This is a genomic window from Actibacterium sp. 188UL27-1, from assembly GCF_016901225.1.
Taxonomy (GTDB): domain Bacteria; phylum Pseudomonadota; class Alphaproteobacteria; order Rhodobacterales; family Rhodobacteraceae; genus 188UL27-1.
Map to the genome: position 1 here is coordinate 447,345 of NZ_JAFEUL010000001.1, position 24,117 is coordinate 471,461.

The following is a 24,117-nucleotide window of genomic DNA, read 5'->3' on the forward strand; positions in this document are numbered from 1 at the left end:
GCCGGGGCACACCAAAGGGACCGAATTTGAGGACGTTATGGACGGCAATGGTTTGGCAGAACGGGTGATCGCCGGGGAGCGGCGGGCCCTGGCGCAGGCGATCACCTTGGTGGAAAGTAGACGGGCGGATCACCGGGCCGAGGCCATGGGACTAGTCGCGGATCTGGCCCGCACCGGGCGCGAAGCATTGCGGATTGGCCTGTCGGGCACGCCGGGCGTTGGAAAATCCACCTTCATCGAAAGCCTTGGCCTGATGCTGGTCGATCAGGGGTTGCGGGTGGCTGTTCTGGCCGTCGATCCATCGTCAGCTCGTACCGGTGGGTCGATCCTGGGGGACAAAACCCGGATGGAGCGGTTGAGCCGCACTCCCCATGCCTTTATCCGCCCCTCGCCGAGCCAGACCCAACTGGGCGGCGTGGCGCGGCGCACGCGGGAGGCGGTTTCGGTCTGCGAAGCGGCTGGATTTGATGTGGTGATCATTGAAACGGTGGGTGTTGGGCAATCGGAAACCGTCGTGGCGGAGATGTCTGATTTGTTCCTGTTGCTGCTCGCCCCCGGAGGCGGGGACGAATTGCAGGGGGTCAAGCGCGGCATCATGGAGATTGCGGATCTGATCCTGGTCAACAAGGCGGATGGCGATCTGAAACCCGCGGCCACACGGACTTGTGCCGATTATGCCGGTGCGCTGCGCCTGCTTCGCAAAAGGCCCGAGGATCCCAAGGATTTTCCGAAGGCCATGATGGTCTCTGCCATGCAGGCTGAGGGATTGGAGACCGCTTGGTCTGAAATGCAGGCGCTGGCTGAATGGCGCAAGCAAAGCGGCCATTGGGTGATGCGCCGTGCCGCCCAGGCGCGCCACTGGTTCGAAGAAGATGTCCGCCAGGGACTGTTGGCGCGCCTGACTACGGACCCGGTGATGATTGCCCAGATGGAGGCGTTGGGCCAAGCCGTGATCAGAGGCGAACTGACCCCGGGACATGCGGCAGCCGACATGTTGGCTGCCCTGGGGCAGAACGGGCCCTCTCCTCTGACAAAGGTTGGCTGAAAGGATGCGGAACGGCCGCTTTTTTGTGGTGCCGCGGACGGTTGGTCTGGGTCTGGATCTGCTGCAGCTTGAGGGCGGCGGGGCTGCGCCGGCAGAATTCCACGGTCTGACACGCGACCGCTGCCCGATCTATGCCCGCTACCGCGGTGGTGATTTGTCTGTTTATGTGGCGGACTGTCCCGACGCCGATCCAGTGACAGAGGGCACCTTGCAGTTTTCAGAGAACGTTGGCCCGCCGATGCATGGCGCCATGACCCTTGACCAGCTATGCGCATTGGCCGGTCTGACCGTGCGAGGCCAGGCCCCGGCTGTGCCGGATGCGGCTGATCTTTCCGGTGGCGGTTTGCGAGATCTGCAGCCCGGTACGATCCATTATCAGGAATGGTTATCGCTGACATCTGGGACGGCAGAGGATTGGTTGATGGCGCAGGACGTGGTTCTGCGGTTACCGGGGTCGAACCATCGCGGGGGATTTCGGGGCGTTCGATGCCGGACGGCGAAAGATCTGACAGGTGACTGGTTTCGCATTCTTTTGGGCGAGCCGCCGGATGAGGGGGATCTGGTCGCGCTTTTGAACCTCACCGATCCGCCTGACCGATCAAACCGGGTGGTGTTGGCCTGTACCTATGGCGGTTTCAACTGGCCCGCGGATTTGACCCCGCGCAAGCCCCCTGCCAGTTGGGGCGCGATGGAGGGGCCGCTGCCGCGGATGGCGGGCCATGATCCGCATTGCGTGACACGGACCTTGATGATCGAAGCGACGGTCCTGGCCAAAGATGTTGATGCCGTTGAGATGCTGCAACGCTTTGATGCCGATCTGACCCGCGCCTTTCCAGATATCCGATTGCTGGCCTTCGATTTGCAGACGCGCGACCGCCGATCAGGGCTGGACCGGAGCGAGGCCATGGACCCGGCTGTTGTGTCGTGGATTGGTGGCGGGGCGGATCGCTGGCAGTGGATCACCAATGTGGGGACAGTGGCCGCGCCCGATCTGGTTGGCTTTCGTCCTGCACCGCGCCAGAACCTGGCGTAACGGCGCCTTGGGGCCTTGACCCATCAGGCGATTCTCCCTATTGCAGCCAGACTGATCTGAGGTCTGCTTGATGGGCCTTTCTTTCATTTCGAAATCGAGGTAGATCCCATGTCGCGTGTCTGCGAACTGACCGGTAAGGGCCCGATGGTTGGCAACAATGTCAGCCACGCCAACAACAAGACGAAGCGGCGCTTTCTGCCGAACCTGAACGATGTGACGCTTATCTCGGACGCATTGGGCCGGTCGTTCAAGCTGCGTATTTCGGCGGCGGCCTTGCGTACGGTCGATCACCGCGGCGGTCTGGATGCGTTTTTGGCCAAGGCCAAGGATGCGGAACTGTCCGAAAAGGCGTTGAAGATCAAAAAAGATGTTGCAAAGTCCCTGGCTGCGGCCTGACAGACGGATCAACTTGGCTTTGCGTGACCTCGTCCTGACTTGGGCGGGGTCTTTTGTATTTCGCGGGTTTGCTTTCGAAATATTGCTGCTAGAGCTTGAGGTATGACGCCTTGGACCCGCCTCCTTGGTGCTGTTTTTGCAGGCCTTCTGACGATGACTGCCATTGGTGTTGGCCATGGGCGGGGGCAACCGCCAGTGGCTGGTCAGATGATTTTGTGCCACGGCCAAGACGTGGTCGTCGTTCCTGTAGATGTGGCCGGTCGCCCTGTTCCGGTTGTGTTTAATTGCCCCGATTGCGCCCTGACTGCTTTTGTTGATCTGCCGGGTGCCGGTCATTTTGGCACCGTGCCTTGGACGGATCGGTTGATGATCTTTGATGATCTGATGGCCTGGTTCGACACATTGAAACGTACTTTTGACCGGCCATTTGTCAGGGGACCGCCTGCTGGTTTGGTTTGATCTATCCATTTCTTGATTACCCCCGAAAGGAGACACACGATGTCGATGAAATCCCTTGCTGTTGCCGCCGTTGCAATATGTGCCGCGATGCCCGTTTTTGCCGAAGCGATCGAAGTGGACGGTGCCTATGCGCGGTCTTCGGGCCCCAATGCAAAAGCAGGCGCTGCCTTCATGGAACTGCGCAATACTTCGGGCGAGGAAGATAAGTTGGTTGGTGCGCGATCCGACGTTGCTGCGCGGGTTGAACTGCACACCCATGAGGACGCCGGTAATGGCGTCATGAAGATGATTGAACTGGAAGACGGCATCACGATCCCGGCCGGTGCGAGCCATATGATGGAGCGTGGCGGCGACCATGTGATGTTCATGGGTCTGAAAGAATCCCTTGTTCAGGGGGAGACCGTGACCGTGACGCTGGAATTTGAGAAAGCTGGCGATGTCGAATTGCAGATCCCGGTTGATCTGACGAAGTAAGGGTTTTGAGCAGTCGGACCTTCCGGGGGCGGCCGCTCCCCCACCCTCCCACCGCGCGCCCGCCCCCGGTAGGCCCTGGGGTGGGCGTATTAGTCAGGGTGAACTGGCCCTTGGGGGCAGGTCTGCGCGGATCAGATCGCGCAACATGTCTGGGTTGCTATCGGGAGGTTTATTGATGTTCCGGCGCTCTGTACCTGCCTCATGTTCCCCTAGGTGGGCCAACATATCATTGAAGTTGCCGGAGCCCGGCATGATGTGGATGGATAGATTGGCCTGTGTGAGTGCGAAGTCGATGGCAACGAATTCACCCGTTTGGGCCGTGACATAGGTGTATTTGTACTGTCCATATACTACCATCGATCTCCAAAGCCGTGGCTGAAATCCAGTGACCTCTTGAACGAGGGCTCCAAATCATTGTGCATCTTCCCGTCTGCGGGAGGCACTGTGACCAATTAGGTCGTGACGTCCTGATCCCTCGCTTGAATCCTGTTTGGGTCATCAGCGCACCAGCGTTCGAGGACGATAATGGTGTTGCCGCAGCCTGTGCAATTTTCTGCTGTGACTGCTTGAGTCGCCCGGCGCAGACCCCATCTTTGGATCAATGGAGATGAAAAGGAGCGCTTTGATGAAATGTCCCACCGATGGCACCACCCTGGTGATGGCTGACCGTAACGGGGTTGAGATCGATTACTGCCCGGCATGTCGCGGGGTGTGGCTGGATCGGGGCGAGTTGGACAAAATCATCGAACGGTCTGCACCGCAACACGCACCAGTGCAGACTGCCATGGGCCAGCGGCGTGATTACGACGACGATTATGAAGATTACGATGATCGGCGTGACCGCAAAGGAAAGCGCCGCGGCGGCGGCTTCCTGAGCGAGTTGTTCGATTTCGACTAGAGCCTGCTATTGCCCTGTTTTGGCACGCCAACGTGGGCACTGAGATCTTCTTTTCTATCCCAGTGTCCGTCGCGCCCCTCCTATTACCACGGGGACTATTGTCACGGCGTCATTCGCTCGAAAACCAGCAATTCCGAATTGAAACCATCGCTGGTGATGAAGCCGAACACCGCAGCATCTGAGCCGACTAATTTGTAGTTGGGTAGCTGTTTGCCGTAGAAATCTGACAGAATAGGCTCATCCACACCATAGGGATGGGCTTCACTGCGCAGTTGTTTCCCTTCTCGCAGGTTTCGTAGCAGGATCCATTGCGGTGCAAGCCGGTCAATATGCTTCAGATAATTGTGGACCACCTGCGGCTCCATCTCCTGAAATGAGATAAAGTTGACAAACAGATCAATTTTTCCGTGGAGGTTTTCGATGGCCCAATTTGGTAAGACATTCAGTTGGGCCAGATCTTTTATATTACGGTCTTTTCCATCTATAAAATCGGCGACCCCATGGTGCGTGATGTCATCGAAAGCATGTCGGAGATAATAATCTGCGAAAAAACAGGTCGGTGGGATATCAACATTCAGGTAGCGCATTGCGCGGCCATCGCTGGTTTGCATTAGAATTTCACCTAATGTCCCGAAACCGCCGCCGATCTCCAGGACGTTTTCGATTTTAGTCAAGTCGGTGAACTGTGCGAGGTAGGTCAATCCCATGAGATAGTTCAACGCGGAACGGCTATAGACACGGTCGTCGAAGACGAATTGCTCAATCGGCGCGCCTACATTCGATTCAGAAAACGCAAGAAGATGAGGCGCATGTTTGCGGGTGCCAGCACACAGCACGCGGTAGTCGGCCAACGCGCTGGTTCGGCCCGAAATCCAATCACGCAAGGCTGCGGCCTGCTTGGGCGTTGCCGCGTGGGCAAGCGCTTCAATCGCGCTGGTCTGCTCATCATCGAAACCGTTTCCCGGTGTGCCATATGTCGGCACGAAAAAGCTGAGTGGCGCGGTTTGTGATCGAAACTCATGCAATCGATCTGGTGCGAGATCGGGTAAAAGCTGTGCGATCGCTGCGGCCCAGAACGGTGTTGGCGCGTAGAGCGGACCTGCCTGTGCGCTCATCTCAAGAATTCGCTGTTCCATCGAAGGCCCCATTATAGTTTTTGATGCTGGAAAGGATGTCGTTCAATTGACATGGCCGCAGGTCACGGTCTGTTGGCGTCGGCGCTGTCGTCGCGCCAGCGGTTGACGATTGGGTAGCGACGGTCGAGCCAGAAGGCCTTTGGGGTCAGACGGGCGCCAGGGGCTGACTGGAAGCGCTTGTATTCGCTGATGTAAAGCAAGTGTTCGACCCGCTTTACAATGTCCCGGTCAAAGCCTTCTGTGACGATTTCGGCGACGCTCGCCTCCTCTTCAATCAGCATTTCCAGGATCCGGTCGAGGACGTCATAGGGGGGTAGGCTGTCTTCATCTTTCTGGTCTTCGCGCAGTTCGGCAGATGGCGGTTTGTCGATGATGCTGGTCGGGATGACCGCACCGGCAGGACCTTCCATCCAGGGACGATGATTGGTGTTGCGCCAGCGACAGGTCTCAAACACCCGGGTTTTGTAGAGGTCCTTGATCGGATTATAGCCCCCGGACATGTCGCCATAGATGGTGGCATAACCGACGGCGACTTCAGATTTGTTGCCCGTCGTCAAAAGCATCTCTCCGAACTTGTTGCTGAGCGCCATCAACAACAGACCGCGTAGGCGAGACTGGATGTTTTCTTCTGTGACATCCGGATTGGCGCCATTGAACAAGGGGGCCAGCGCATCGGTGACAGCGGCGCGGGGGGCCGAAATCGGTACGGTGTCAAGCTGACAGCCCAAGTTGTGGGCGACGGCGGCGGCGTCATCCAGACTGGATTGCGATGTATATTCGGACGGCAGCATGACGCAGCGGACATTCGCGGCCCCGATTGCATCGGCGGCAATGGTTGCGACGATGGCGCTGTCGATCCCACCGGAGAGGCCCAGCAGCACCTTTTTGAAGCCCGTCTTGCCCAGATAATCGCGCAAGGATTCGACCATGACACGGTAATCCTGCTCCCATGGGTCGGGGAGTGTTTCCTTGGGGCCGTCCAGGGCGCGCCAGCCCTCTGGCGTTTCTTCAAAATCAATATGCGCAACCGCATCATCGAAGACCGGCAATTGTGCCATCAAGGCACCGCCCGGGTTCAGAACGAAACTGCCGCCGTCAAAGACCTGATCATCCTGACCACCGACCATGTTGAGATAGACGAGCGGCAGGCCCGTTTCGACGACGCGGGCGACCATATGGGAGACGCGCTCCTCCCGTTTGACCCGGTGATAGGGGGAGCCGTTGGGCACAAGCAGGATTTGCGCGCCGCTTTCCTCTAGCGCTTCGGCAACGGCGGGGTGCCAGGCATCCTCGCAAATGGGGGAGCCGATGCGCAGGGGGCCGATCCGGTAGGGACCGCAGATTGGCCCGGGTTCATAAAGACGCACCTCGTCGAACACACCTGTGTTGGGCAGTTCATGCTTGAAGATGCGGGCGGCCACCTTGCCGTGATGCAAAATGAAATAGGTGTTGTGCAGATGATCGCCTTCCTGCCATGGCCCACCGATCCCCAAAGCAGGGCCATCGGCGCAATCAACGGCCAAAGATTCGATCTGTCGGGCGATGTCGGCAACGAATGCCGGTTTCATGACCAAATCCTGCACCTGATAGCCGCTCAGAAACATCTCGGGCAGGGCAATCATATCGGCCCCTGCGTCCTTGGCAGCGGTCCAGGCGGCACGGGCTTGGGCCGCATTGGCGCGCAAGGCGCCCACGGTGGGGTTCAACTGTGCAATCGTGAGGCGGAAACGGTCTGTCATTGGATCTGCTTTCTGGCACCGGTCTTCCAGACTTATAGGCTGACCCGCGGCGGGGGGAAGGCCTGCACGGCGCCATCGCTGTTTTCCTGGGCCCTTTTGCGGGTAATCTGGGTTTGGTTCCGGCGTTCTGTTCGGGGTTTTGGGCGGGAAAGGGCTCAAAACACCGCGTCAAAGTCGTTGTGTGGGATCTTAAGGCTCTATATCGTTCTCGTGGGTGATGAGCGCGGGGTATCTGCGCCGATGAGAGAGCAGGTATGATCGTAAAGACAACCGTCCTGGTTTGCTGCGCCATGGTGCTGGCGGCACCGTTGGCTGCGCAATCGTCAAGGGTGCAGACCAAGCAATACGAAAATGGTGGCATCTATGAGGGGACCTTTAAAAACGGGGTCCAGCATGGCCGGGGCACCTATCGGCTGCCCAACGGCTATGAATATACCGGCGCCTGGGTCGAGGGAGAGATCCTGGGCCAAGGGACTGCGCGCTTCCCGGACGGGTCGATTTATGAAGGGGCGTTTGCCGCGGGCAAGCCCGAAGGGATCGGCAAGATCACGTTCGCCGATGGCGGCACCTATGAGGGAACGTGGAAAGATGGCGAGATGACCGGCCAAGGTGTGGCCGATTACGCCAATGGCGTCCGCTATGAAGGTGGATTCACCAATGCCTTGCATGACGGACAGGGCGTGATGGTGAGCCCAACGGGATATCGGTATGAAGGGACCTGGATCGCCGGTGTCAAAGAGGGCAAAGGCAAGATCACCTATCCCGATGGTGCGGTCTATGAAGGCAATCTGAGCCGCGGGGAACGATCCGGCCAAGGCAAGTTGGTGATGCCGGATGGCCTGACCTATGAGGGTGCATGGCGCGGTGGTCAGATCTCTGGAACCGGGCTGCTGACCCAGCCCAACGGGGATGTCTATGAGGGCGATCTGGTCAACGGCAAACGCGAAGGCGCGGGCAAGGTGATTTACGCCAATGGCGATGTCTATGAAGGGGCCTTCAAAGAAGACCAGCGCCACGGCCAGGGCACGTTCACGGGCACCGATGGCTATGTTTATACCGGTGCTTGGCTGGATGGCCGTATCCATGGCTCAGGGCAGGCGACATATCCCGACGGGTCGGTCTATGACGGCGAATTTGCCGAAGATCTGGCAGATGGCACCGGCAAGATCACATATCCCGATGGCTCGACCTATGAAGGTGGCTGGAAAGGTGGCGTTATCGAGGGGCAGGGGATTGCGCGATATGCAAGTGGCCTCGTCTACGAAGGTGGTTTCCGGGATGCAAAGAACCATGGTCAGGGCAAGATGACTTACCCCGATGGCTACAGTTATGATGGAACCTGGAAGGAAGGCGTGCGGGAAGGCCAAGGCACCGCAACCTATGCCGATGGCACCATCTATACAGGCAGTTTCCTGGACGGGCAGCGCCACGGCGAGGGCGTGATCACCATGACCGATGGCTTCAAGTACGAAGGCGGCTGGTTCGGGGGCAAGATTTCGGGCCGGGGCCTGGCGACCTATGCCAATGGCGATGTCTATGAAGGCATGTTCCAGGAAGGGCGGCGTCAGGGTGAGGGGACGATGACCTATGCCAGCGGCGAAGTGGCCGAAGGTGATTGGGACGACGGCATCCTGACGCAAGTCGCCGATGATGCGAGCGAACCCCAGACCGATGCCGTCCAGACTGACACCAACTGATTGCCTGTTGTCAAATTGAGCGCGCAAGCGCGCATTACATCCTCCATGGGTGCCTGAGGCAAATGTTACACCCGTTCGCCAGCGGACATCTTTGTGAGGAAGTCGTCCGCCTCTGACAGGAGCGTTTCGCGCTTGTCGTTGGCCATGCGATCCCAGGTGCGATACATTTGGGCCATGCGGGGATTTTTCTCGAACAGCGCCCGATGGCGGTTCAGAAATGACCAGTAGAGCAGGTTGAACGGGCAGGCACCGTCGCCGATCTTGGTCTTAACCTTGTAGTGGCAGGATTTGCAGTAATTCGACATCTTGTCGATGTAGTTGCCAGAACTGACATAGGGTTTTGATCCGACGATGCCGCCATCGGCAAACTGGCTCATCCCGATGACATTCGGCGCCTCGACCCATTCATAGGCATCGGCATAGACAGCGAGGTACCAGTCGGCCACTTCCTGCGGGTTGAGACCGGCGATCAAGGCGAAATTGCCCGTGACCATGAGGCGCTGAATATGGTGGGCATAGGCCTCTGCCTGGGTTTGTTCGACGGCTTTAGAGAGACAATGCATCTTTGTCTCGGCCCCCCAATAAAGGTCGGGCAGGGCGCGTTGATGGTCAAGCTGGTTGCGTTGGGGATAGTCGGGTCCTTCAAGGAAATAAATCCCGCGCATGTATTCGCGCCAGCCGATAATCTGACGGATGAACCCTTCGACCGCATTGATCGGGGCATGGCCGTCTTTATAGGCATCCTCCGCGGCTTGGCAGACCTCGAGCGGCAAAAGCAGCCCGGCATTCAGATATTGGCCGATGACCGCATGGTACAAAAACCGATTCTCGTTCAGCATCGCGTCCTGGTAATCGCCAAAGAGCGGGAGCGCATCAGTGATGAACTGGTTCAGCGCCTGCAATGCCTGATCGCGGTCAGTGGCGAACCAGAACGGATGCAGATCGCCGAAGTGATTGTCGAAGCGGCTTGTAACAAGGTCGAGCACGGTCTGGGTGATGTCATCGGGCTCGAATTGAGGTGGCCCATCATGGGTCACGTCATCGGGGGCCGCCTTGCGGTTATCGTGGTCGAAGTTCCACTTGCCCCTTTCCGGCTGATCGCCCTCCATCAAGAGGCCAGTTTTGCGCCGCATGTCGCGGTAGAAATACTCCATCCGCAATTGCTTGCGTCCATCGGCCCAGGTGGCGAATTCCGCCCGGCTGCTGATGAAGCGATCATCGGTCAGTTGCGTGACCGGAAGAGGGAGGTCATCAAAGGCCCGGATAAGCCGCCATTCGCCGGGCTCCGTCACGACCACGCTGTGCGCGCCGGTTTGTTCAGCACGACGCAGGAGTTCACCAGTGAGAGAGCCGCTGTTTTCGGTATCGTCCAACTCAGTATAATGAACCGTCCATCCAGCCGTGCGAAGATGGGTCGCGAATTTGCGCATCGCGGCAAACAAAAAGGCGATCTTCTTGGGGTGGTGACGGACATAGGATGCTTCGTCGCTTACCTCGGCCATGACCACGACGTCGCTGTCTTTGTCGGCCTCGCGCAGGGCGGCAACCTGGTCGTTCAGTTGATCGCCAAGGATCAAGATGAGGCGTTTCACCATTGAATTTGCTCTCCTTTCCAATCGAAAAACTGCCCGGTTTGGGCCGGGGTCAGTTTGTCGATCACGGCCAGCAAATTTTCGGCGGCCTCCGCGGGGGGCACGGCCGGGTGTCGCCCCAGATATTTCTGCGTAAACGGTGTTGCGACAGTGCCGGGATGCAGCGCCACGCAGACGGCCTGTTTGTGGCTGCGGGCCAGTTCGATCGCTGTTGTGTGTATCACCTGGTTCACGGCCGCCTTTGCGGTGCGGTAGCTGGTCCAGCCGCCCAAGGCGTTGTCACCAATCGAGCCGACCCGGGCCGATAGCGTCGCCATGACGGCGCGGCCATCCCGGGGGATCAGAGGGATTGCATGTTTCAGGATCAAGGCAGGCCCGATCGTATTCAGCGCGAACTGATCGGCCATCGCCTGCGCGCTCAGGTGTCTGATCGATTTCTCCGGCGCTTGGCCATCGATTTCCAACGCGCCGGTGACGGTCAGCACCAGATCGAAAGGACCATTCAGCCTGCCAATATGCTCGGCGATACTTGTTTCTAACGTTACATCCAGACCATCGCCGGATCGGCTCAGCCCTGTCACATCTATCCCGCGCGCCTTGAGAGCGTTTGCCAAAGCACGGCCAATCCCGCCGCTGCTGCCTATGATCAATGCCCGTTCCATCGGCACCGCGACGTAGCAGTGCTGTCTGATGGGTCAAGCACCGGGCACAAACATCTCCCAGGCGCGGCGGATGTAGTCGACCTTGAAGGTGTGGCCGCCATCGAAAAGACAGATCTCCAGATATTTGCCAGCGGTGTTTTCGCGCGCCTCGCAGGTCAGTCCGGTCAGCGGTTGGCTGGTCCCTGCGGCCGCATAGCCACCATTGGTCGCGTAAGTCTGCATGACCTTGGTGATGTCACCTTGACTTGTCTGGGCGATGGGGCGTCCGGCCAAGGGCACCATGTTGTCTGTGGTGCCGTGATAGTGGATCAGGTTGGCAGGAGGGGCGGGGCAGGTTGTGGGTTCGGGCGCCCAGAACGTGCCGGACAGGGGGGCGAACCCGGCATAACGGGCGCTGTCATTGCAGGCGAGGGTCCAGGTCATCATGCCGCCAGCGGAAAACCCTGTCGCCAGCACGCGGTCCGGGTCGATCCCGAACTGGGCCACCGCATCGTCTAGCACCCGCGCGGCATAGGCGACCTCATCACGCTGGCGCACCCGACCTTCCTGTGGCGAATTGGGGATCGTCCAGTCATCGGCAGAGGCATTGAGCGCGATCAACGCAACCCCCAGATCCTGCGCAAGGTTTTCCAGGCTGCCGTTTCGCATTGTGCCCTGCGATGAGCCGCGATAGCCATGGGCAAAGACGATTGCACCCGGGCGTGTCCCCGCGGGAACAGCCTCGGGCATGCGGATCCGGTAGGTACCGTCATCGATCTGGCAGTCGCTATCCGGCCCGCAGGCCCATGCGAGGCTCGGCAGCGAGACCGCGAGAAGAGCGATAAGAAATCTGGTCATAGCACGTCCGATCCTGACAAATGACATCACTGATGTTTGGGGTCTTTTAAATTCTTCGCAGCATAGTATGCTTCACAACATGGTGACACATCGCGCATCTAAGACTGCTTTGCCGACCGCCCCTCTGGCGGGCCTAAGTGGCTGCGCGCTTGTTCTACTGCTTAGCCGCCTCTGAGCGTGCCGCCCGGCGCCAGCGCTCAGGGGAGAGATGCTTTGCGCCAAAGGCCCTTACAGAACACCATATGAAAGACATCTGATATGACCAACCGATCCCCCAACCGCGTGTTGATCTTTGACACGACCCTGCGCGATGGCGAACAAAGCCCCGGTGCCACCATGACCCATGATGAGAAATTGGAGATTGCCGGCCTGCTTGATGAGATGGGCGTTGATATCATCGAAGCCGGGTTCCCCATTGCAAGCGAGGGTGACTTCAACGCGGTGAAAGAGATCGCAGAGCGCGCACAAAATGCGGTTATCTGTGGCTTGGCCCGGGCAAATACCAATGACATTGATCGGTGTTGGGAGGCGGTCAAGCACGCCAAAAATCCACGGATCCATACGTTTATCGGCACTTCCCCTTTGCATCGCGCCATTCCGAACCTGAACCAAGATGAGATGGCAGAGCGCATTCACGCCACAGTCACCCACGCCCGGAACCTGTGTGACAACGTGCAGTGGTCACCCATGGATGCGACCCGGACCGAAGACGATTATCTGTGTCGGGTGATCGAGATCGCGATCAAAGCCGGGGCCACCACGATCAATATTCCCGATACGGTGGGCTATACGGCCCCGCGCGAAAGTGCCGACCTGATCCGCCTGTTGATCGAACGGGTTCCGGGTGCGGATGAGGTGGTTTTTGCCACCCATTGCCACAATGATCTGGGCATGGCGACGGCCAACTCCCTGGCCGCGGTAGAGGCTGGCGCGCGCCAGGTTGAATGCACGATCAACGGGTTGGGGGAGCGCGCCGGCAACACCGCGCTTGAAGAGGTCGTCATGGCCTTGAAGGTACGCAACGATATCATGCCCTTTGGTACGGGGATCGATGCCACCAAGATCATGAATATCAGCCGCCGCGTAGCCAGCGTCTCGGGCTTCCCGGTGCAGTTCAACAAGGCGATTGTCGGCAAGAATGCCTTTGCCCATGAAAGCGGGATCCACCAGGATGGCATGCTAAAAAATGCCGAAACGTTCGAGATCATGCGCCCCGAAGACGTAGGCCTGACCGAGACCAATATCGTCATGGGGAAACATTCCGGTCGGGCCGCCTTGCGATCAAAGCTGAGCGACCTGGGTTATGACTTGGGCGACAATCAATTGCGGGATGTCTTCGTCCGTTTCAAAGCCCTGGCTGATCGAAAGAAGGAGATCTATGACGACGATCTGGTCGCCTTGATGCGTGACACGGGCGGGGGCGAAGAACGGCTGCAGATCAAGTTCTTGCGGGTGATTTGCGGAACCGAGGCCCCGCAATCCGCAGATTTGACCATGACGATTGATGGGGAGGATCGGCAGACCACGGCGACAGGTGACGGACCTGTTGATGCGGCCTTCAATGCGGTGAAGCAACTCTTTCCTCACGAGGCGAAGTTGCAGCTTTATCAAGTGCACGCGGTGACCGAGGGCACAGATGCGCAAGCCACCGTCAGTGTCCGGATGGAGGAGGAGGGTCGCATCGTGAACGGCCAATCTGCCGATACCGACACTGTTGTTGCCTCGGCCAAGGCCTATGTCGCGGCGCTGAACCGCCTGATTGTGCGGCGCGAGAAAACGGGAAGCGATACACCCGAGATCAGTTATAAAGACGTGTCCTGAACAGGTGGGCGGGTCATCAGGCCCGCCCCAACAATGACCAGCCCTTACCAGACCCTGGCGCTGTTCGACGGTGATGGCTAACGATCCAAGCACAGACAGCCGCTTTGCACCACCAGTCCGGAATGTCGCGACGGCCGATCTGATGGCGCATCGTATCACAAGGCGCGAAACCTATTTACCCCAGATGCTGATACTCAATCCGGTTCGCTCAAAACAATGCGACGCCGTGGAGGATGAGCCATCGAAAACAGAGCCGTACATCCACCATGAAAATCTGCGTATGCGGCCCGCTTGGACCGAAAAACATCAACCTGCGCTTCAGGAGGTGCTGAATGATGGTGCTACGAAAACACTGATGGAATGACCGCTTTTGATCCGCACGTCAGGGGTACGCGTGTCGGATCTGTGCGCAGAGTGTTGGTCGCGGACTGGCGGTCTTTGTTGCGGGCGTGGCGTCCGGTCAGTTTTCTTTCCAGCGGCCTTCGAAATCTTCGGGAATAAGCAGGATGTCGTGGTCCAGATCTTCGACATGGCGGCGGCCACACAGGGCCATCGTGATATCCAACTCTTTGCGGATTGTCTCAAGGGCGGCGGTCACCCCCTTTTGGCCCATGGCCCCCAGACCATGGATATAGGCGCGGCCGATCATGGTGCCCTTGGCGCCCATGGCCATGGCTTTCAGCACGTCCTGCCCAGAGCGGATGCCGCTATCCAGCAGCACTTCGACCTGATCGCCGACAGCGTCCATGATCGAAGGCAAGGCGCGGATGGAACTGAGCGCGCCGTCCAATTGCCGCCCGCCATGGTTTGATACGACGATGGCATCTGCCCCCAGTTTTGCGGCCATCCGGGCGTCTTCGGCATCCAGAATGCCCTTCAGGATGACTTTGCCATCCCATTTCTCCATCAACTTGGCGACCTTGTTCCAATCGAGCGCTGGGTCGAATTGCTCCGCCGTCCAGGCATGAAGGGACGAGGGATCTTTGACGTTTGCGACATGGCCGATGATGTTGCCAAAAAAGCGGCGCTTGGTCCCCAGCATCTCCATCCCCCAACCCCATTTCGTGGCCAGGTCGGCGATCACGGGCAGGGTGAATTTTGGCGGTGCGGTCAAACCGTTTTTCAGGTCCTTGTGGCGTTGGCCGAGGATCTGCAGATCCAGCGTGATCACCAGTGCGGAACATCCGGCATCCTTGGCGCGCTGGATCAGCCGGTCCGTATAGTCTTCGTCCTTCATGGTGTAGAGTTGAAACCAGAAGGGGGCGGTGGTTTTTCCCGCCACATCCTCGATCGAGCAGATGGACATCGTGGACAGTGTGAAAGGCACGCCGAACTTCTCCGCCGCCTTTGCGGCGAGGATTTCACCATCCGCGTGCTGCATGCCGGTGAGGCCAACGGGGGCCAGCGCAACCGGTATCGAGACGTCGTGCCCCACCATCGTCGTCGCCGTGGAACGGTTGGTCATGTCCACCGCCACACGCTGACGCAGGCGGATTTTGTCAAAGTCAGACGTGTTCTCCCGAAACGTCTGCTCGGTCCAGCTGCCGCTTTCACAATAGTCGTAGAACATCTTGGGGACGCGGCGCTTATGCATGCGCTTGAGATCGTCGATGGTGGTGATGACGGGCATGGCAGCGTCCCTTTTTCGTCGGATTGGTTAGGTTCTATGACCAATACGACCGTTTGGAGGCAAATGCAAAGGGATCCCCAGCTTGATTTAAGTTCTATATCGTACTAATTGATGCGATATGAAATTTATAAGGAGATCTGAAATGCCTCTCTCTCGTCGAAAAACATTGGCCTTGATTGGCGGCGGAACGCTGTTTGCGGCAGCGGCCGGTGCCGGGACCTTTATCGGGACACGGACACCTCTCAAGGCGCTGGCACCGTGGGATATGGCGGGCAGTTATGGGGATGCGCGGCTTGGGGCATTGTCCTATGCGTTGCTTGCGCCGAACCCGCATAACCGGCAGCCTTGGCTGGCCGAATTACAGGGTGAGGACACCGTGATCCTGCACCGCGACCCGGACCGTGATCTGCCGGTGACCGATCCGTTCGCGCGGCAATTGACCATCGGGATGGGGTGTTTTCTGGGGCTGATGGACATGGCGGCGGGGCAGCAGGGCCTTGCGGTGGAAACCCAACTGTTCCCAGAGGGCGAGGATGGCCCTGTCGCCATCTGCCGGTTTGGGGCTGGCGGCCAACCCGATCCGCTCTTCGCCCATGTGATGGAGCGGCGCAGCCATAAAGAAGCGTTTGAAGCGCGGCCCGTATCAAAGGATGCGACCGCGGCGCTGGCGCTCCATGCGCGGATCGTGACGGAGCGTGCCGAGGTCGAGACATTGCGGCGGATCGGTGTTGCGGCCTGGCAGACAGAGGCCGCAACCAAACAGGCCTGGCAGGAAAGCATTGATTTGCTGCGAATCGGCAAGGCCGAGATCAATGCCCAACCCGATGGCATTGATGCCGGTGGGGCAATGCTGGAAAGCCTGGCTGCCGTCGGTCTGTTCACGCGAGAGGCGGCTGCCGACCTGAACAATCCCGGTACAAAGGGCGTGATCGAAGAGACGACGGATGCGATCACCGGCGCGCCTGCATTTGCGGTCCAAGTCAGCGACAGCAATACGCGCATTGATCAGATCGGGGTTGGGCGTGAGTGGTTGCGGCTGAACCTCGCGGCTACGGGGGCCGGGTTGGCATTGCGGCCCATCAGCCAGGCTTTGCAGGAATATCCGGAAATGGCCGAGATCTATGCCGAGATACATCAGGTTTGTGCGCCCGACGGCGGGACCGTTCAAATGCTGGGGCTGCTGGGCTACGGTACACGCACGCCGCGCACCCCGCGTTGGCCCTTGGAGACCCGTTTGCTGAATGGCCGAAACCTCACCTGATGACGCGTTGCCGCTGTATTTTCGGCTGTTCAATGAGATCGGGATCATTGAACAGCTCAGCCGGGCGTTGTTAGAGGCGCAGCTGCCCGCGGGCATGCTGGTGTCGCATTTCTCGGTCCTGAACCATCTGATCCGGGTCAAGGACGGGCGCACGCCGCTGGAACTGGCGCGCGCCTTTCAGATGCCCAAGACAACAATGACTCACACGCTGGGCGGCTTGCATAAGCACCAACTGGTGGAAACCCGGCCAAACCCCGAGGACAAGCGCAGCAAATGCATCTGGATCACCGATGCGGGACGGGCCTTTCGCGAGGATGCCATTGCCGCCATGGCCCCTGATATGGGGGAATTGGCCGCGCATATGGAAGCTGGGATCGCGCAGGATCTGGTGTCCAAGCTGACCGATTTACGTATTTACCTGGATGAAAGTAGGATCGCGAAGACGCGATTGCGGGAATGATCATGCTATCCGGATCTCGGCGCTGTGCGCGCCGTCGGCGAGGGATCTGACAAAATCCAGAACCTCGGCCACCGGTTTGCCTGAAGCCAGTTCCGATACAATGGCGGAGCCGACCACGCAACCATCTGCCACGCTGGCAATGTCCTTGGCATTCTCGGGTGTGCGGATGCCGAAGCCCACGATAACGGGCAGGTCGGTGGCTGCCTTGAGGCGAGCCACATCCGGGGCAACGTCGGAAGACTGCGCGGCGGCCGCACCGGTAATGCCAGTGATCGACACGTAATAAACAAAGCCGGACGTGTTTTGCAGCACGGTGGGCAGGCGATTGTCATCTGTGGTCGGGGTGGCCAGGCGTATGAAGTTGAGGCCTGCCTTCTGGGTGGGCAGGCACAGCTCATCATCCTCTTCCGGTGGCAGGTCCACGATAATGAGGCCGTCAATGCCAGCATCCCTGGCCTGGGTCAGGAAAGTGTCGACCCCCCGCGAGAAGATCGGATTGTAATAGCCCATCAGCACGATTGGTGTGGTCTGGTCGGTGGCGCGAAAGGTACGGGTCAGTTCTAGCGTTCGATCCAGCGTCATGCCTCCCGCCAGCGCGCGTTGGCCCGCCAGTTGGATCGTCTCGCCATCGGCCATGGGATCGGTGAAGGGCAGGCCAAGTTCGATGATGTCGACTCCGGCGTCGGGCAGGCCTTTGACCAGTTCAAGGGATGTTTCGTAGTCTGGATCGCCCGCCATGACATAGGAGACGAATGCCTTTTGCCCGGCGGCAGTGAGGCGTTCGAAAGTTTGGTCGATCCGGGTCATGGGCGGCTCCTGCAACATGCTGGCACGTGATGTGCCGAACTTGGCCGCCAAAGGCAATGGGGCAGCGGTGATCCAACGGCGCGCCCTGCCGGGCGCATCACATGCTTTGCCCTTTGCGCCCTGCCACACCGTATCACCGGTTTGGATGCTTGCGGGTTTTGGGGTGCCGGTCTATGGAGCGCCGATGTTTTCGCAAGGAGCGGCGTGATGGGGTTCAAGACCGGTATCGTGGGTTTGCCGAATGTGGGCAAGTCAACCCTGTTCAACGCGCTGACCCGGACTGCGGCCGCGCAGGCGGCGAACTTTCCCTTTTGCACCATCGAGCCTAATGTAGGTGAGGTGGCCGTGCCGGATGGACGGCTGGAGGCCCTGGCCGAGATTGCCAGCTCAAAACAGATCATTCCGGCGCGAATGACCTTTGTGGATATTGCCGGGCTGGTGAAGGGTGCGAGCAAGGGGGAAGGTCTGGGCAACCAGTTTCTGGCCAATATCCGGGAATGCGACGCCATTGCCCATGTGGTGCGGTGTTTTGAGGATGACGATGTGACCCATGTGGATGGGCGCGTGGATCCGGTCGCCGATGCCCAGACGATTGAGACCGAGTTGATGTTGGCCGATATCGAAAGCATCGAGAAACGGTTGCAGAATATTGTGCGCAAAGTGCGTGGTGGCGACAAGGAGGCCGTCATCCAGGAGCGGCTGATGAAGGATGCCCTGGCCGTGTTGAACGAGGCGCAACCCGCAAGGGTGGTTGAGGTCGCCGATGATGATCGCAAAGCCTGGGACATGCTGCAGCTGCTGACGACCAAACCGATCCTTTATGTTTGCAATGTGGGTGAGGCCGAGGCCGCGGATGGCAATGACCATTCCGCCGCGATTGCTGCGATGGCGGCGGAGCAGGGCGCAGGCAGTGTCATCGCCTCGGCCCAGATCGAAGAAGAGATCAGCCAACTGGAAGTGGAAGAAGCTGCGGAGTTTCTAGAGGAACTGGGGTTGGAGGAGGCTGGTCTGGACCGGGTGATCCGCGCAGGTTACGCCTTGTTGGGGCTGGAGACCTATTTCACCGTGGGCCCGAAAGAGGCCCGCGCCTGGACTGTCCCCGCGGGGACACGCGCGCCACAGGCTGCGGGTGTGATCCATGGTGACTTTGAGAAAGGGTTCATCCGGGCCGAAACCATTGCCTATGACGACTTTGTTGCGCTGCGAGGGGAGCAAGGCGCCAAGGATGCGGGCAAGATGCGGGTTGAAGGCAAAGCCTACACCGTGAAGGACGGGGATGTGCTGCATTTCTTGTTCAATACCTGAGCCAGGAAGTTCGGATCGCTGGCGCGATCCGATCGCTTGCGGGCCAGCCATCGGCGCCGTGGGCGCCTCTACCGCGGTACTTTAATCAACAGAACGCCTGATTTGATGCGCTTGCGGTTAAGGTCAGCCGTAATGGGCCACAGGGGTGCCGGCCAGGGCGCTCATATTGTAGAGGCCGCGGGCGGTGATGGAGGGCGTCACGACATGGGCGCGGTTGCCCATGCCCATCAGGATCGGGCCGACCTCCAACCCATCGGCTTTCATTTTCAGGATGTTGCGCACGCCCGAGGCGGCATCGGTTGAGCTGAAGACCAGCACATTGGCGGGGCCGTCGAACCGGCCATCGGGCAACAGGCGGGAGCGGATCTTGGGGTCAAGCGCGCTGTCGACATGCATTTCCCCTTCATAACAGAAATCGCGATCCCGGGCATCGAGCAGCGCCATGGCAGCGCGCATACTGTCGCCGGACCGCGAGGCGAGGTTTCCGAACTGGGAATGGGAGCAGAGCGCGATGCGCGGCTCCAGCCCGAAGCGGCGCACATGGCGGGCGGCCCCGATAACCGTTTCGGCGATCTGTTCTGGGGTTGGTTCTGCATGGACATAGGTATCTGCGATGAAAAGCGGACCATCCGGCAGGATGACAAGGCTGAGGGCGCCAATGGGATCCAGTTCCTGTGTTGAGAGCACCTGGCGGACATAATTCAGGTGCCACAGAAACTGCCCGAACGTACCACATATCAGGCTATCGGCTTCCTGGCGGTGGACCATCACGGCACCGATGGCGGTGGTATTGGTGCGCATGATGGCGCGGGCCAGATCGGGGGTGACGCCGCGGCGGGCCATCAACGCGTGATAGGTTTGCCAATATTCCCGATACCGTGGGTCATTTTCGGGGTTCACCAGCTCAAAATGCGTATCGGGCCGGATCGTCAGGCCAAGCTCCTTGCAGCGTTCTTCAACGACAGGGGGGCGACCGATCAGGATGGGTTGGTCCGTGCTTTCATCCAACATGGATTGGGCGGCCCGCAAGACCCGTTCATCCTCCCCTTCTGCGAAGACGATCTTGCGTTCGGCGGTTGAGGCGGCTTCGAAAACGGGGCGCATCAGAAGCGCGGATTTGAAAACCGAGCGGTCGAGCTTGTCCTTATAGGCGCGGATATCCGGCAGGGTTTGCGTGGCCACACCGCTTTCCATCGCCGCTTTGGCGACGGCGCTGGCCACGACACCGACAAGGCGCGGATCGAAGGGTTTGGGGATCAGATAGTCGGGGCCAAAGGTCATCTGTTCGCCTTGATAGGCGGCGGCGGCTTCGGCGGATGTGGTGGCGCGGGCCAAGGCGGCGATGCCTTCGATACAGCCCAGTTTCATGGCATCGTTGATCTCGGTCGCACCCACATCAAGGGCGCCGCGGAAGATGAACGGAAAGCACAGCACGTTATTGACCTGGTTGGGATAGTCGCTGCGACCGGTGGCGATGATGGCGTCTGGGGCCACTGCGCGAACATCCTCCGGCAGGATCTCGGGCGTTGGGTTCGCCAGTGCAAAGACGATGGGCTGCTTGGCCATTTTCGCGACCATGTCCTGGGTCAGTACGCGGGGGCCGGAGAGGCCGAGGAACAGGTCTGCTCCTTCTATGACCTCGTCCAGGGTGCGTTTGTCGGATGGCTGGGCATAGTCAGCTTTTTGCGGGTTCATATCTTCGGTGCGACCTTCATAGACCAGACCGTGGATGTCGCAGAGCCAGACATTTTGGCGCTTCACGCCCAGTTTGAGTAGCATGTTGAGGCAGGCGATCCCCGCAGCCCCACCACCGGTGGAGACGACCTTGATATCGCTGAAATCCTTGCCCGTGACGCGCAATGCGTTTGTGGCAGCAGCGCCCACGACGATGGCGGTGCCATGCTGGTCGTCGTGGAAGACGGGTATGTTCATTCGTTCGCGGCACAGTTTCTCAACAATGAAGCAGTCCGGCGCCTTGATATCTTCGAGGTTGATCGCGCCGAATGTGGGTTCCAGCGCGCAGACGATATCGGCGAGTTTCTCGGGGTCCGTCTCGTTCAACTCAATGTCGAAACAATCGATGTCGGCGAATTTCTTGAACAGGACGGCCTTGCCCTCCATCACCGGTTTTGAGGCCAGCGCACCGATATTTCCAAGGCCTAGAACGGCGGAGCCATTGGTGACCACAGCAACCAAATTGCCCCGCCCGGTGTAGCGGGCAGCATCGGCCGGGGTCCGGGCAATCTCCATACAGGCATCGGCCACACCGGGTGAATAGGCCAAGGCCAGGTCCAGACCATTGGCCAGCGGTTTGGTCGCGCGCACCTCCAGTTTTCCGGGGCGGGGATGGGCGTGATAGTCTAGCGCGGGCGTGCTGGCTGCCCCGTTATTCGTATCCGTCATATGTCCCTCCCCAGGATTGTTTAGCGTTAAACTATTTTTTTGGGCCGTTCTGGCGCGTGCCCGTCTGCCCTACCTTGCAAAACTGACAGCGCAAGCACAATCTCCGCTTGGAAAAGGAAAAATCCGATGGTTCAGATACATGCCGAGATGCGGTTACCCACCCAGGATCTGCAAGAGGATCTGCAGTTCTTCACCAAAATCTTGGGGATGCGGCTGGATTCAATTTATCCGGCTGATGATCCACAGGTGGCCGTGCTGTCGGGTCATGGCATGCGGTTGCGGATCCAGCAGGGTGCGACAGAGCCACCGGGGACATTGCGCATTCTGACCGATGATCCGGAGGGGTTTGCCAAAGGCGCGCGCACGTTGACGGCGCCTAATGGCACACGGGTGGAAATTGACGTGTTGAACCCGCCCATGGTTATGCCGCACACCGCGCACCGCTTTGTCGTGCGGCGTCTGGCCGATCAGGCCCCGTGGGTGATCGGGCGTGCGGGCATGCAGTACCGCGATCTGATCCCAGACCGGTTGGGAGGGGCCATCATCGCCAGCCATATCCGCATACCAGATGGCGGGCCGGTGCCCGACATGGTGCATTATCATACGGTGGGATTTCAGCTGATCTTTTGCTATCGCGGTTGGGTTGATCTGGTTTACGAAGATCAGGGCCCTCCCTTTCGGCTTGAGGCGGGTAATTGCGTGATCCAGCCCCCCGAGATCCGGCACCGGGTCCTGCATGCCAGCGACAATATTGAAGTGATTGAGATCGGCGTTCCGGCGGAGCACGTGACCACCATCGACCATGACATGACCCTGCCCAATGACACAATTGACCCCGACCGGCTGTTCCAGGGGCAGCGTTTTGTTCACCACCAGGCAAAGACAGCCGCGTGGGGGCCATTTCGACTGCCAGGATACAAAAGCCGTGACACCACGATTGCGGCTCACACAGATGGGGTGGCTGGCGTACACGTGATCAGACCGACGGGCGAAGAGACCGGTTGGGTCCGCCATGATAGTGACATCCTGTTCACATTCGTCATGGACGGTACACTGACCTTGGCGGGCGAGGGGCAGGAGGCCCAGCACCTGACCGCCGGTGACGCATTTGTGGTGCCACCGGGGATGTTGATCCACTATGCTCATCCGTCGGATGATCTGCAGCTTTTGGAAGTGGCGTTGCCGGGGGTGTTCACCACCACGGTTCAGCCAATGTAAAATGGGTGCCGCACCCTACCCAGATACGACACCCCCCGCAGCCTAACGGCCTTGGTTTCAATAAAATTTACTCATAATCCTATGAACTTCTCTCGCAGTTGGGGATGAGGACGATTGAAGTTCAAAAACAGGGCCGCAGCAGCAAGGCTAAGCCATGCTGTCAGGATCGCTGCGGTTTGAGGCGTGAAATCAGAGACCAACGTGACAGGAACAGGACCAACTGCCAGCGCGTTCAGTACCGTGTAAGCAACGTCCTTACTCATGAAAAAACCATTCTGATCCGCGCTGTTTGCAGGTCCATCATCAACAAAACGACCCTTTTGATGAAAACATGGCTGCGCTGGGGAAGGCTGCTGTGTTTTCTGTTCAAAAGACGTTTTCATCAGATGCTCCATGCAGGGCCCACATACCCGGGCTGTAGGCGGACCATCGCCCAAAACAGCCCTGTCGCGCATTGGGTTTTGTCAAAGAGATCTGAGTTTTTGTGGTTTCCTACGAATCGGTTGCTTCGCGGACCATCGCTTCGAGGCGCTGGACATCGGCGATGACCAGGGCATTGCCACCCCGCTTCAACAAACCGGCTTTGGTCAACCGGCTGATTTCGCGGGATACGGCCTCGCGGTGGGTGCTGACCCGGTCGGCGATTTCGGCCAGGGTCGGGGCGGGTTGCAGGCTGACGGACTGTTCGGTGGTTTCCGTAAGTCGGGCCAGTCGCAGCAATTCGGCGTGGATCCGGTTCTGTACCGCCAGGGTCCGGAACTCGAACAGGCGCTGCGACATGACACGAAGCTCGGCCACGAAATGGCGCAAGAAGGTATGGGTGATCTCGGGCTCATCATGGAGCAGCAGCAGGAAGTCACGCTCCGGCAATAGCAAAAGCTCGCAATCATCCAGGGTTTCCACACTGGCAGAACGGTCCAGTCCGTCAATGGCGGCCATCTCTCCGAAAAAGCCACCCTGCTCAATGTCCGACAGGATCACGGCCTTGCCATCGGCTGAGTAATTCAGAACCCGCGCGCGCCCTGCCACCAGGAAATAGACATCTCGGGTGTCTTCCTTGGCTTCGACAATCGATTGCCCCGCCTTGCGACTGACGGGTCTGCAATGGCTGGCGATGCTTGTTAGAATTTCGTCTTCCAGACCGCCGAAGAGAGAGATTTTTCGTAGCGCGTCAACGATGTAATCGGTGTTTGGCACTGCGCGTCCTGCTTTGTTGCTGAAGTCTCCGACTAGCTGCTTAGAGT

24 protein-coding genes are annotated in these 24,117 nt (G+C 59.1%); 13 read left to right on the forward strand and 11 right to left on the reverse strand.

Annotated features, from left to right (window positions below):
- Nucleotides 1-37 precede the first annotated feature (37 nt).
- The 5 genes from meaB to IU397_RS02330 all read left to right on the forward strand — a co-directional run bounded on the left by meaB (nt 38) and on the right by IU397_RS02330 (nt 3,407).
- Nucleotides 38-1,045 carry a methylmalonyl Co-A mutase-associated GTPase MeaB gene (gene meaB, locus IU397_RS02310; protein ID WP_204410599.1) on the forward strand — a complete coding sequence of 336 codons (1,008 nt, stop codon included), beginning with the start codon at nt 38-40 and terminating at the stop codon, nt 1,043-1,045.
- A 4-nt stretch (nt 1,046-1,049) separates the two neighbouring features.
- On the forward strand, nt 1,050-2,078 hold the full coding sequence (locus IU397_RS02315; protein ID WP_204410217.1) for a hypothetical protein: 1,029 nt from the start codon (nt 1,050-1,052) through the stop codon (nt 2,076-2,078).
- Between the two features lie 108 nt (nt 2,079-2,186).
- The gene (gene rpmB / locus IU397_RS02320) at nt 2,187-2,474 is read left to right on the forward strand and encodes a 50S ribosomal protein L28 (protein WP_204410218.1); all 288 of its coding nucleotides are present in this window, start codon (nt 2,187-2,189) and stop codon (nt 2,472-2,474) included.
- Between the two features lie 102 nt (nt 2,475-2,576).
- Nucleotides 2,577-2,933, forward strand: coding sequence for a hypothetical protein (locus tag IU397_RS02325; protein ID WP_204410220.1), 357 nt, complete (start codon nt 2,577-2,579; stop codon nt 2,931-2,933).
- Between the two features lie 39 nt (nt 2,934-2,972).
- Complete coding sequence (locus IU397_RS02330) at nt 2,973-3,407, forward strand: copper chaperone PCu(A)C (protein ID WP_204410221.1); 435 nt, start codon at nt 2,973-2,975, stop codon at nt 3,405-3,407.
- A 93-nt stretch (nt 3,408-3,500) separates the two neighbouring features.
- Here the strand turns inward: IU397_RS02330 and IU397_RS02335 are convergent, their stop codons facing one another.
- A complete protein-coding gene (locus IU397_RS02335; RefSeq protein WP_204410223.1) occupies nt 3,501-3,764 on the reverse strand; it encodes a hypothetical protein in 264 nt (87 codons plus the stop codon).
- Between the two features lie 268 nt (nt 3,765-4,032).
- Here IU397_RS02335 and IU397_RS02340 point away from each other — a divergent pair, with 268 nt between their 5' ends.
- Nucleotides 4,033-4,305: a zf-TFIIB domain-containing protein gene (locus tag IU397_RS02340; protein ID WP_204410224.1), complete on the forward strand. Its 273-nt coding sequence runs from the start codon at nt 4,033-4,035 to the stop codon at nt 4,303-4,305.
- Between the two features lie 101 nt (nt 4,306-4,406).
- Here the strand turns inward: IU397_RS02340 and IU397_RS02345 are convergent, their stop codons facing one another.
- Nucleotides 4,407-5,441, reverse strand: coding sequence for a putative sugar O-methyltransferase (locus tag IU397_RS02345; RefSeq protein WP_204410225.1), 1,035 nt, complete (start codon nt 5,439-5,441; stop codon nt 4,407-4,409).
- Between the two features lie 62 nt (nt 5,442-5,503).
- The gene (locus IU397_RS02350; protein WP_204410226.1) at nt 5,504-7,180 is read right to left on the reverse strand and encodes an NAD+ synthase; all 1,677 of its coding nucleotides are present in this window, start codon (nt 7,178-7,180) and stop codon (nt 5,504-5,506) included.
- A 254-nt stretch (nt 7,181-7,434) separates the two neighbouring features.
- Between IU397_RS02350 and IU397_RS02355 the strand changes: the two genes are divergently transcribed.
- Nucleotides 7,435-8,877, forward strand: coding sequence for a 2-isopropylmalate synthase (locus tag IU397_RS02355; protein ID WP_204410228.1), 1,443 nt, complete (start codon nt 7,435-7,437; stop codon nt 8,875-8,877).
- Between the two features lie 65 nt (nt 8,878-8,942).
- On the opposite strand, the gene IU397_RS02360 is transcribed toward IU397_RS02355, so the two are convergent.
- Genes IU397_RS02360 through IU397_RS02370 form a run of 3 tightly spaced genes read right to left on the reverse strand, consistent with a single transcriptional unit; the run spans nt 8,943 to nt 11,968 of the window.
- The gene (locus IU397_RS02360; protein ID WP_204410230.1) at nt 8,943-10,472 is read right to left on the reverse strand and encodes a cryptochrome/photolyase family protein; all 1,530 of its coding nucleotides are present in this window, start codon (nt 10,470-10,472) and stop codon (nt 8,943-8,945) included.
- Nucleotides 10,466-11,131, reverse strand: coding sequence for an SDR family NAD(P)-dependent oxidoreductase (locus IU397_RS02365; protein WP_204410232.1), 666 nt, complete (start codon nt 11,129-11,131; stop codon nt 10,466-10,468). Before IU397_RS02365 ends, IU397_RS02360 begins: the two co-directional genes overlap by 7 nt.
- 33 nt (nt 11,132-11,164) lie before the next feature.
- Nucleotides 11,165-11,968, reverse strand: coding sequence for a PHB depolymerase family esterase (locus IU397_RS02370; RefSeq protein ID WP_204410234.1), 804 nt, complete (start codon nt 11,966-11,968; stop codon nt 11,165-11,167).
- A gap of 258 nt (nt 11,969-12,226) precedes the next feature.
- Here IU397_RS02370 and IU397_RS02375 point away from each other — a divergent pair, with 258 nt between their 5' ends.
- The gene (locus IU397_RS02375; protein WP_204410236.1) at nt 12,227-13,789 is read left to right on the forward strand and encodes a 2-isopropylmalate synthase; all 1,563 of its coding nucleotides are present in this window, start codon (nt 12,227-12,229) and stop codon (nt 13,787-13,789) included.
- A gap of 142 nt (nt 13,790-13,931) precedes the next feature.
- Nucleotides 13,932-14,153, forward strand: a complete 222-nt coding sequence (locus tag IU397_RS02380; RefSeq protein WP_204410238.1) for a hypothetical protein — start codon at nt 13,932-13,934, stop codon at nt 14,151-14,153.
- Nucleotides 14,154-14,249: 96 nt separating this feature from the next.
- Here the strand turns inward: IU397_RS02380 and IU397_RS02385 are convergent, their stop codons facing one another.
- A complete protein-coding gene (locus tag IU397_RS02385) occupies nt 14,250-15,419 on the reverse strand; it encodes an alpha-hydroxy acid oxidase (protein ID WP_204410240.1) in 1,170 nt (389 codons plus the stop codon).
- 142 nt (nt 15,420-15,561) lie between these two features.
- Here IU397_RS02385 and IU397_RS02390 point away from each other — a divergent pair, with 142 nt between their 5' ends.
- Nucleotides 15,562-16,680 carry a twin-arginine translocation pathway signal protein gene (locus tag IU397_RS02390; RefSeq protein ID WP_204410242.1) on the forward strand — a complete coding sequence of 373 codons (1,119 nt, stop codon included), beginning with the start codon at nt 15,562-15,564 and terminating at the stop codon, nt 16,678-16,680.
- Complete coding sequence (locus IU397_RS02395; protein WP_204410245.1) at nt 16,661-17,140, forward strand: MarR family winged helix-turn-helix transcriptional regulator; 480 nt, start codon at nt 16,661-16,663, stop codon at nt 17,138-17,140. The genes IU397_RS02390 and IU397_RS02395 overlap by 20 nt, the downstream gene beginning before the upstream one ends.
- On the opposite strand, the gene trpA is transcribed toward IU397_RS02395, so the two are convergent.
- Nucleotides 17,141-17,947 (reverse strand): tryptophan synthase subunit alpha, encoded by an 807-nt coding sequence (trpA, locus tag IU397_RS02400; protein WP_204410247.1) that lies wholly within the window; start codon nt 17,945-17,947, stop codon nt 17,141-17,143. It abuts the gene before it with no gap.
- Nucleotides 17,948-18,154: 207 nt separating this feature from the next.
- Between trpA and ychF the strand changes: the two genes are divergently transcribed.
- The gene (gene ychF, locus IU397_RS02405; RefSeq protein ID WP_204410249.1) at nt 18,155-19,252 is read left to right on the forward strand and encodes a redox-regulated ATPase YchF; all 1,098 of its coding nucleotides are present in this window, start codon (nt 18,155-18,157) and stop codon (nt 19,250-19,252) included.
- A gap of 123 nt (nt 19,253-19,375) precedes the next feature.
- Here ychF and IU397_RS02410 read toward each other — a convergent pair whose 3' ends face one another.
- The gene (locus tag IU397_RS02410; protein ID WP_204410251.1) at nt 19,376-21,655 is read right to left on the reverse strand and encodes an NADP-dependent malic enzyme; all 2,280 of its coding nucleotides are present in this window, start codon (nt 21,653-21,655) and stop codon (nt 19,376-19,378) included.
- A 126-nt stretch (nt 21,656-21,781) separates the two neighbouring features.
- Here IU397_RS02410 and IU397_RS02415 point away from each other — a divergent pair, with 126 nt between their 5' ends.
- Complete coding sequence (locus tag IU397_RS02415) at nt 21,782-22,873, forward strand: cupin domain-containing protein (protein WP_204410253.1); 1,092 nt, start codon at nt 21,782-21,784, stop codon at nt 22,871-22,873.
- Between the two features lie 71 nt (nt 22,874-22,944).
- Here the strand turns inward: IU397_RS02415 and IU397_RS02420 are convergent, their stop codons facing one another.
- The gene (locus IU397_RS02420; protein ID WP_204410255.1) at nt 22,945-23,256 is read right to left on the reverse strand and encodes a hypothetical protein; all 312 of its coding nucleotides are present in this window, start codon (nt 23,254-23,256) and stop codon (nt 22,945-22,947) included.
- Nucleotides 23,257-23,365: 109 nt separating this feature from the next.
- On the reverse strand, nt 23,366-24,070 hold the full coding sequence (locus tag IU397_RS02425) for a Crp/Fnr family transcriptional regulator (protein ID WP_204410258.1): 705 nt from the start codon (nt 24,068-24,070) through the stop codon (nt 23,366-23,368).
- Nucleotides 24,071-24,117: the final 47 nt, after the last annotated feature.

Excerpts from the sequence above, each read along its gene's own strand:
- meaB (WP_204410599.1), top strand. The coding sequence starts at position 38 with ATGGACGGCAATGGTTTGGCAGAACGGGTGATCGCCGGGGAGCGGCGG.
- IU397_RS02315 (WP_204410217.1), top strand. The coding sequence starts at position 1,050 with ATGCGGAACGGCCGCTTTTTTGTGGTGCCGCGGACGGTTGGTCTGGGT.
- rpmB (WP_204410218.1), top strand. The coding sequence starts at position 2,187 with ATGTCGCGTGTCTGCGAACTGACCGGTAAGGGCCCGATGGTTGGCAAC.
- IU397_RS02325 (WP_204410220.1), top strand. The coding sequence starts at position 2,577 with ATGACGCCTTGGACCCGCCTCCTTGGTGCTGTTTTTGCAGGCCTTCTG.
- IU397_RS02330 (WP_204410221.1), top strand. The coding sequence starts at position 2,973 with ATGTCGATGAAATCCCTTGCTGTTGCCGCCGTTGCAATATGTGCCGCG.
- IU397_RS02335 (WP_204410223.1), bottom strand. The coding sequence starts at position 3,764 with ATGGTAGTATATGGACAGTACAAATACACCTATGTCACGGCCCAAACG.
- IU397_RS02340 (WP_204410224.1), top strand. The coding sequence starts at position 4,033 with ATGAAATGTCCCACCGATGGCACCACCCTGGTGATGGCTGACCGTAAC.
- IU397_RS02345 (WP_204410225.1), bottom strand. The coding sequence starts at position 5,441 with ATGGAACAGCGAATTCTTGAGATGAGCGCACAGGCAGGTCCGCTCTAC.
- IU397_RS02350 (WP_204410226.1), bottom strand. The coding sequence starts at position 7,180 with ATGACAGACCGTTTCCGCCTCACGATTGCACAGTTGAACCCCACCGTG.
- IU397_RS02355 (WP_204410228.1), top strand. The coding sequence starts at position 7,435 with ATGATCGTAAAGACAACCGTCCTGGTTTGCTGCGCCATGGTGCTGGCG.
- IU397_RS02360 (WP_204410230.1), bottom strand. The coding sequence starts at position 10,472 with ATGGTGAAACGCCTCATCTTGATCCTTGGCGATCAACTGAACGACCAG.
- IU397_RS02365 (WP_204410232.1), bottom strand. The coding sequence starts at position 11,131 with ATGGAACGGGCATTGATCATAGGCAGCAGCGGCGGGATTGGCCGTGCT.
- IU397_RS02370 (WP_204410234.1), bottom strand. The coding sequence starts at position 11,968 with ATGACCAGATTTCTTATCGCTCTTCTCGCGGTCTCGCTGCCGAGCCTC.
- IU397_RS02375 (WP_204410236.1), top strand. The coding sequence starts at position 12,227 with ATGACCAACCGATCCCCCAACCGCGTGTTGATCTTTGACACGACCCTG.
- IU397_RS02380 (WP_204410238.1), top strand. The coding sequence starts at position 13,932 with ATGGCGCATCGTATCACAAGGCGCGAAACCTATTTACCCCAGATGCTG.
- IU397_RS02385 (WP_204410240.1), bottom strand. The coding sequence starts at position 15,419 with ATGCCCGTCATCACCACCATCGACGATCTCAAGCGCATGCATAAGCGC.
- IU397_RS02390 (WP_204410242.1), top strand. The coding sequence starts at position 15,562 with ATGCCTCTCTCTCGTCGAAAAACATTGGCCTTGATTGGCGGCGGAACG.
- IU397_RS02395 (WP_204410245.1), top strand. The coding sequence starts at position 16,661 with ATGGCCGAAACCTCACCTGATGACGCGTTGCCGCTGTATTTTCGGCTG.
- trpA (WP_204410247.1), bottom strand. The coding sequence starts at position 17,947 with ATGACCCGGATCGACCAAACTTTCGAACGCCTCACTGCCGCCGGGCAA.
- ychF (WP_204410249.1), top strand. The coding sequence starts at position 18,155 with ATGGGGTTCAAGACCGGTATCGTGGGTTTGCCGAATGTGGGCAAGTCA.
- IU397_RS02410 (WP_204410251.1), bottom strand. The coding sequence starts at position 21,655 with ATGACGGATACGAATAACGGGGCAGCCAGCACGCCCGCGCTAGACTAT.
- IU397_RS02415 (WP_204410253.1), top strand. The coding sequence starts at position 21,782 with ATGGTTCAGATACATGCCGAGATGCGGTTACCCACCCAGGATCTGCAA.
- IU397_RS02420 (WP_204410255.1), bottom strand. The coding sequence starts at position 23,256 with ATGAAAACGTCTTTTGAACAGAAAACACAGCAGCCTTCCCCAGCGCAG.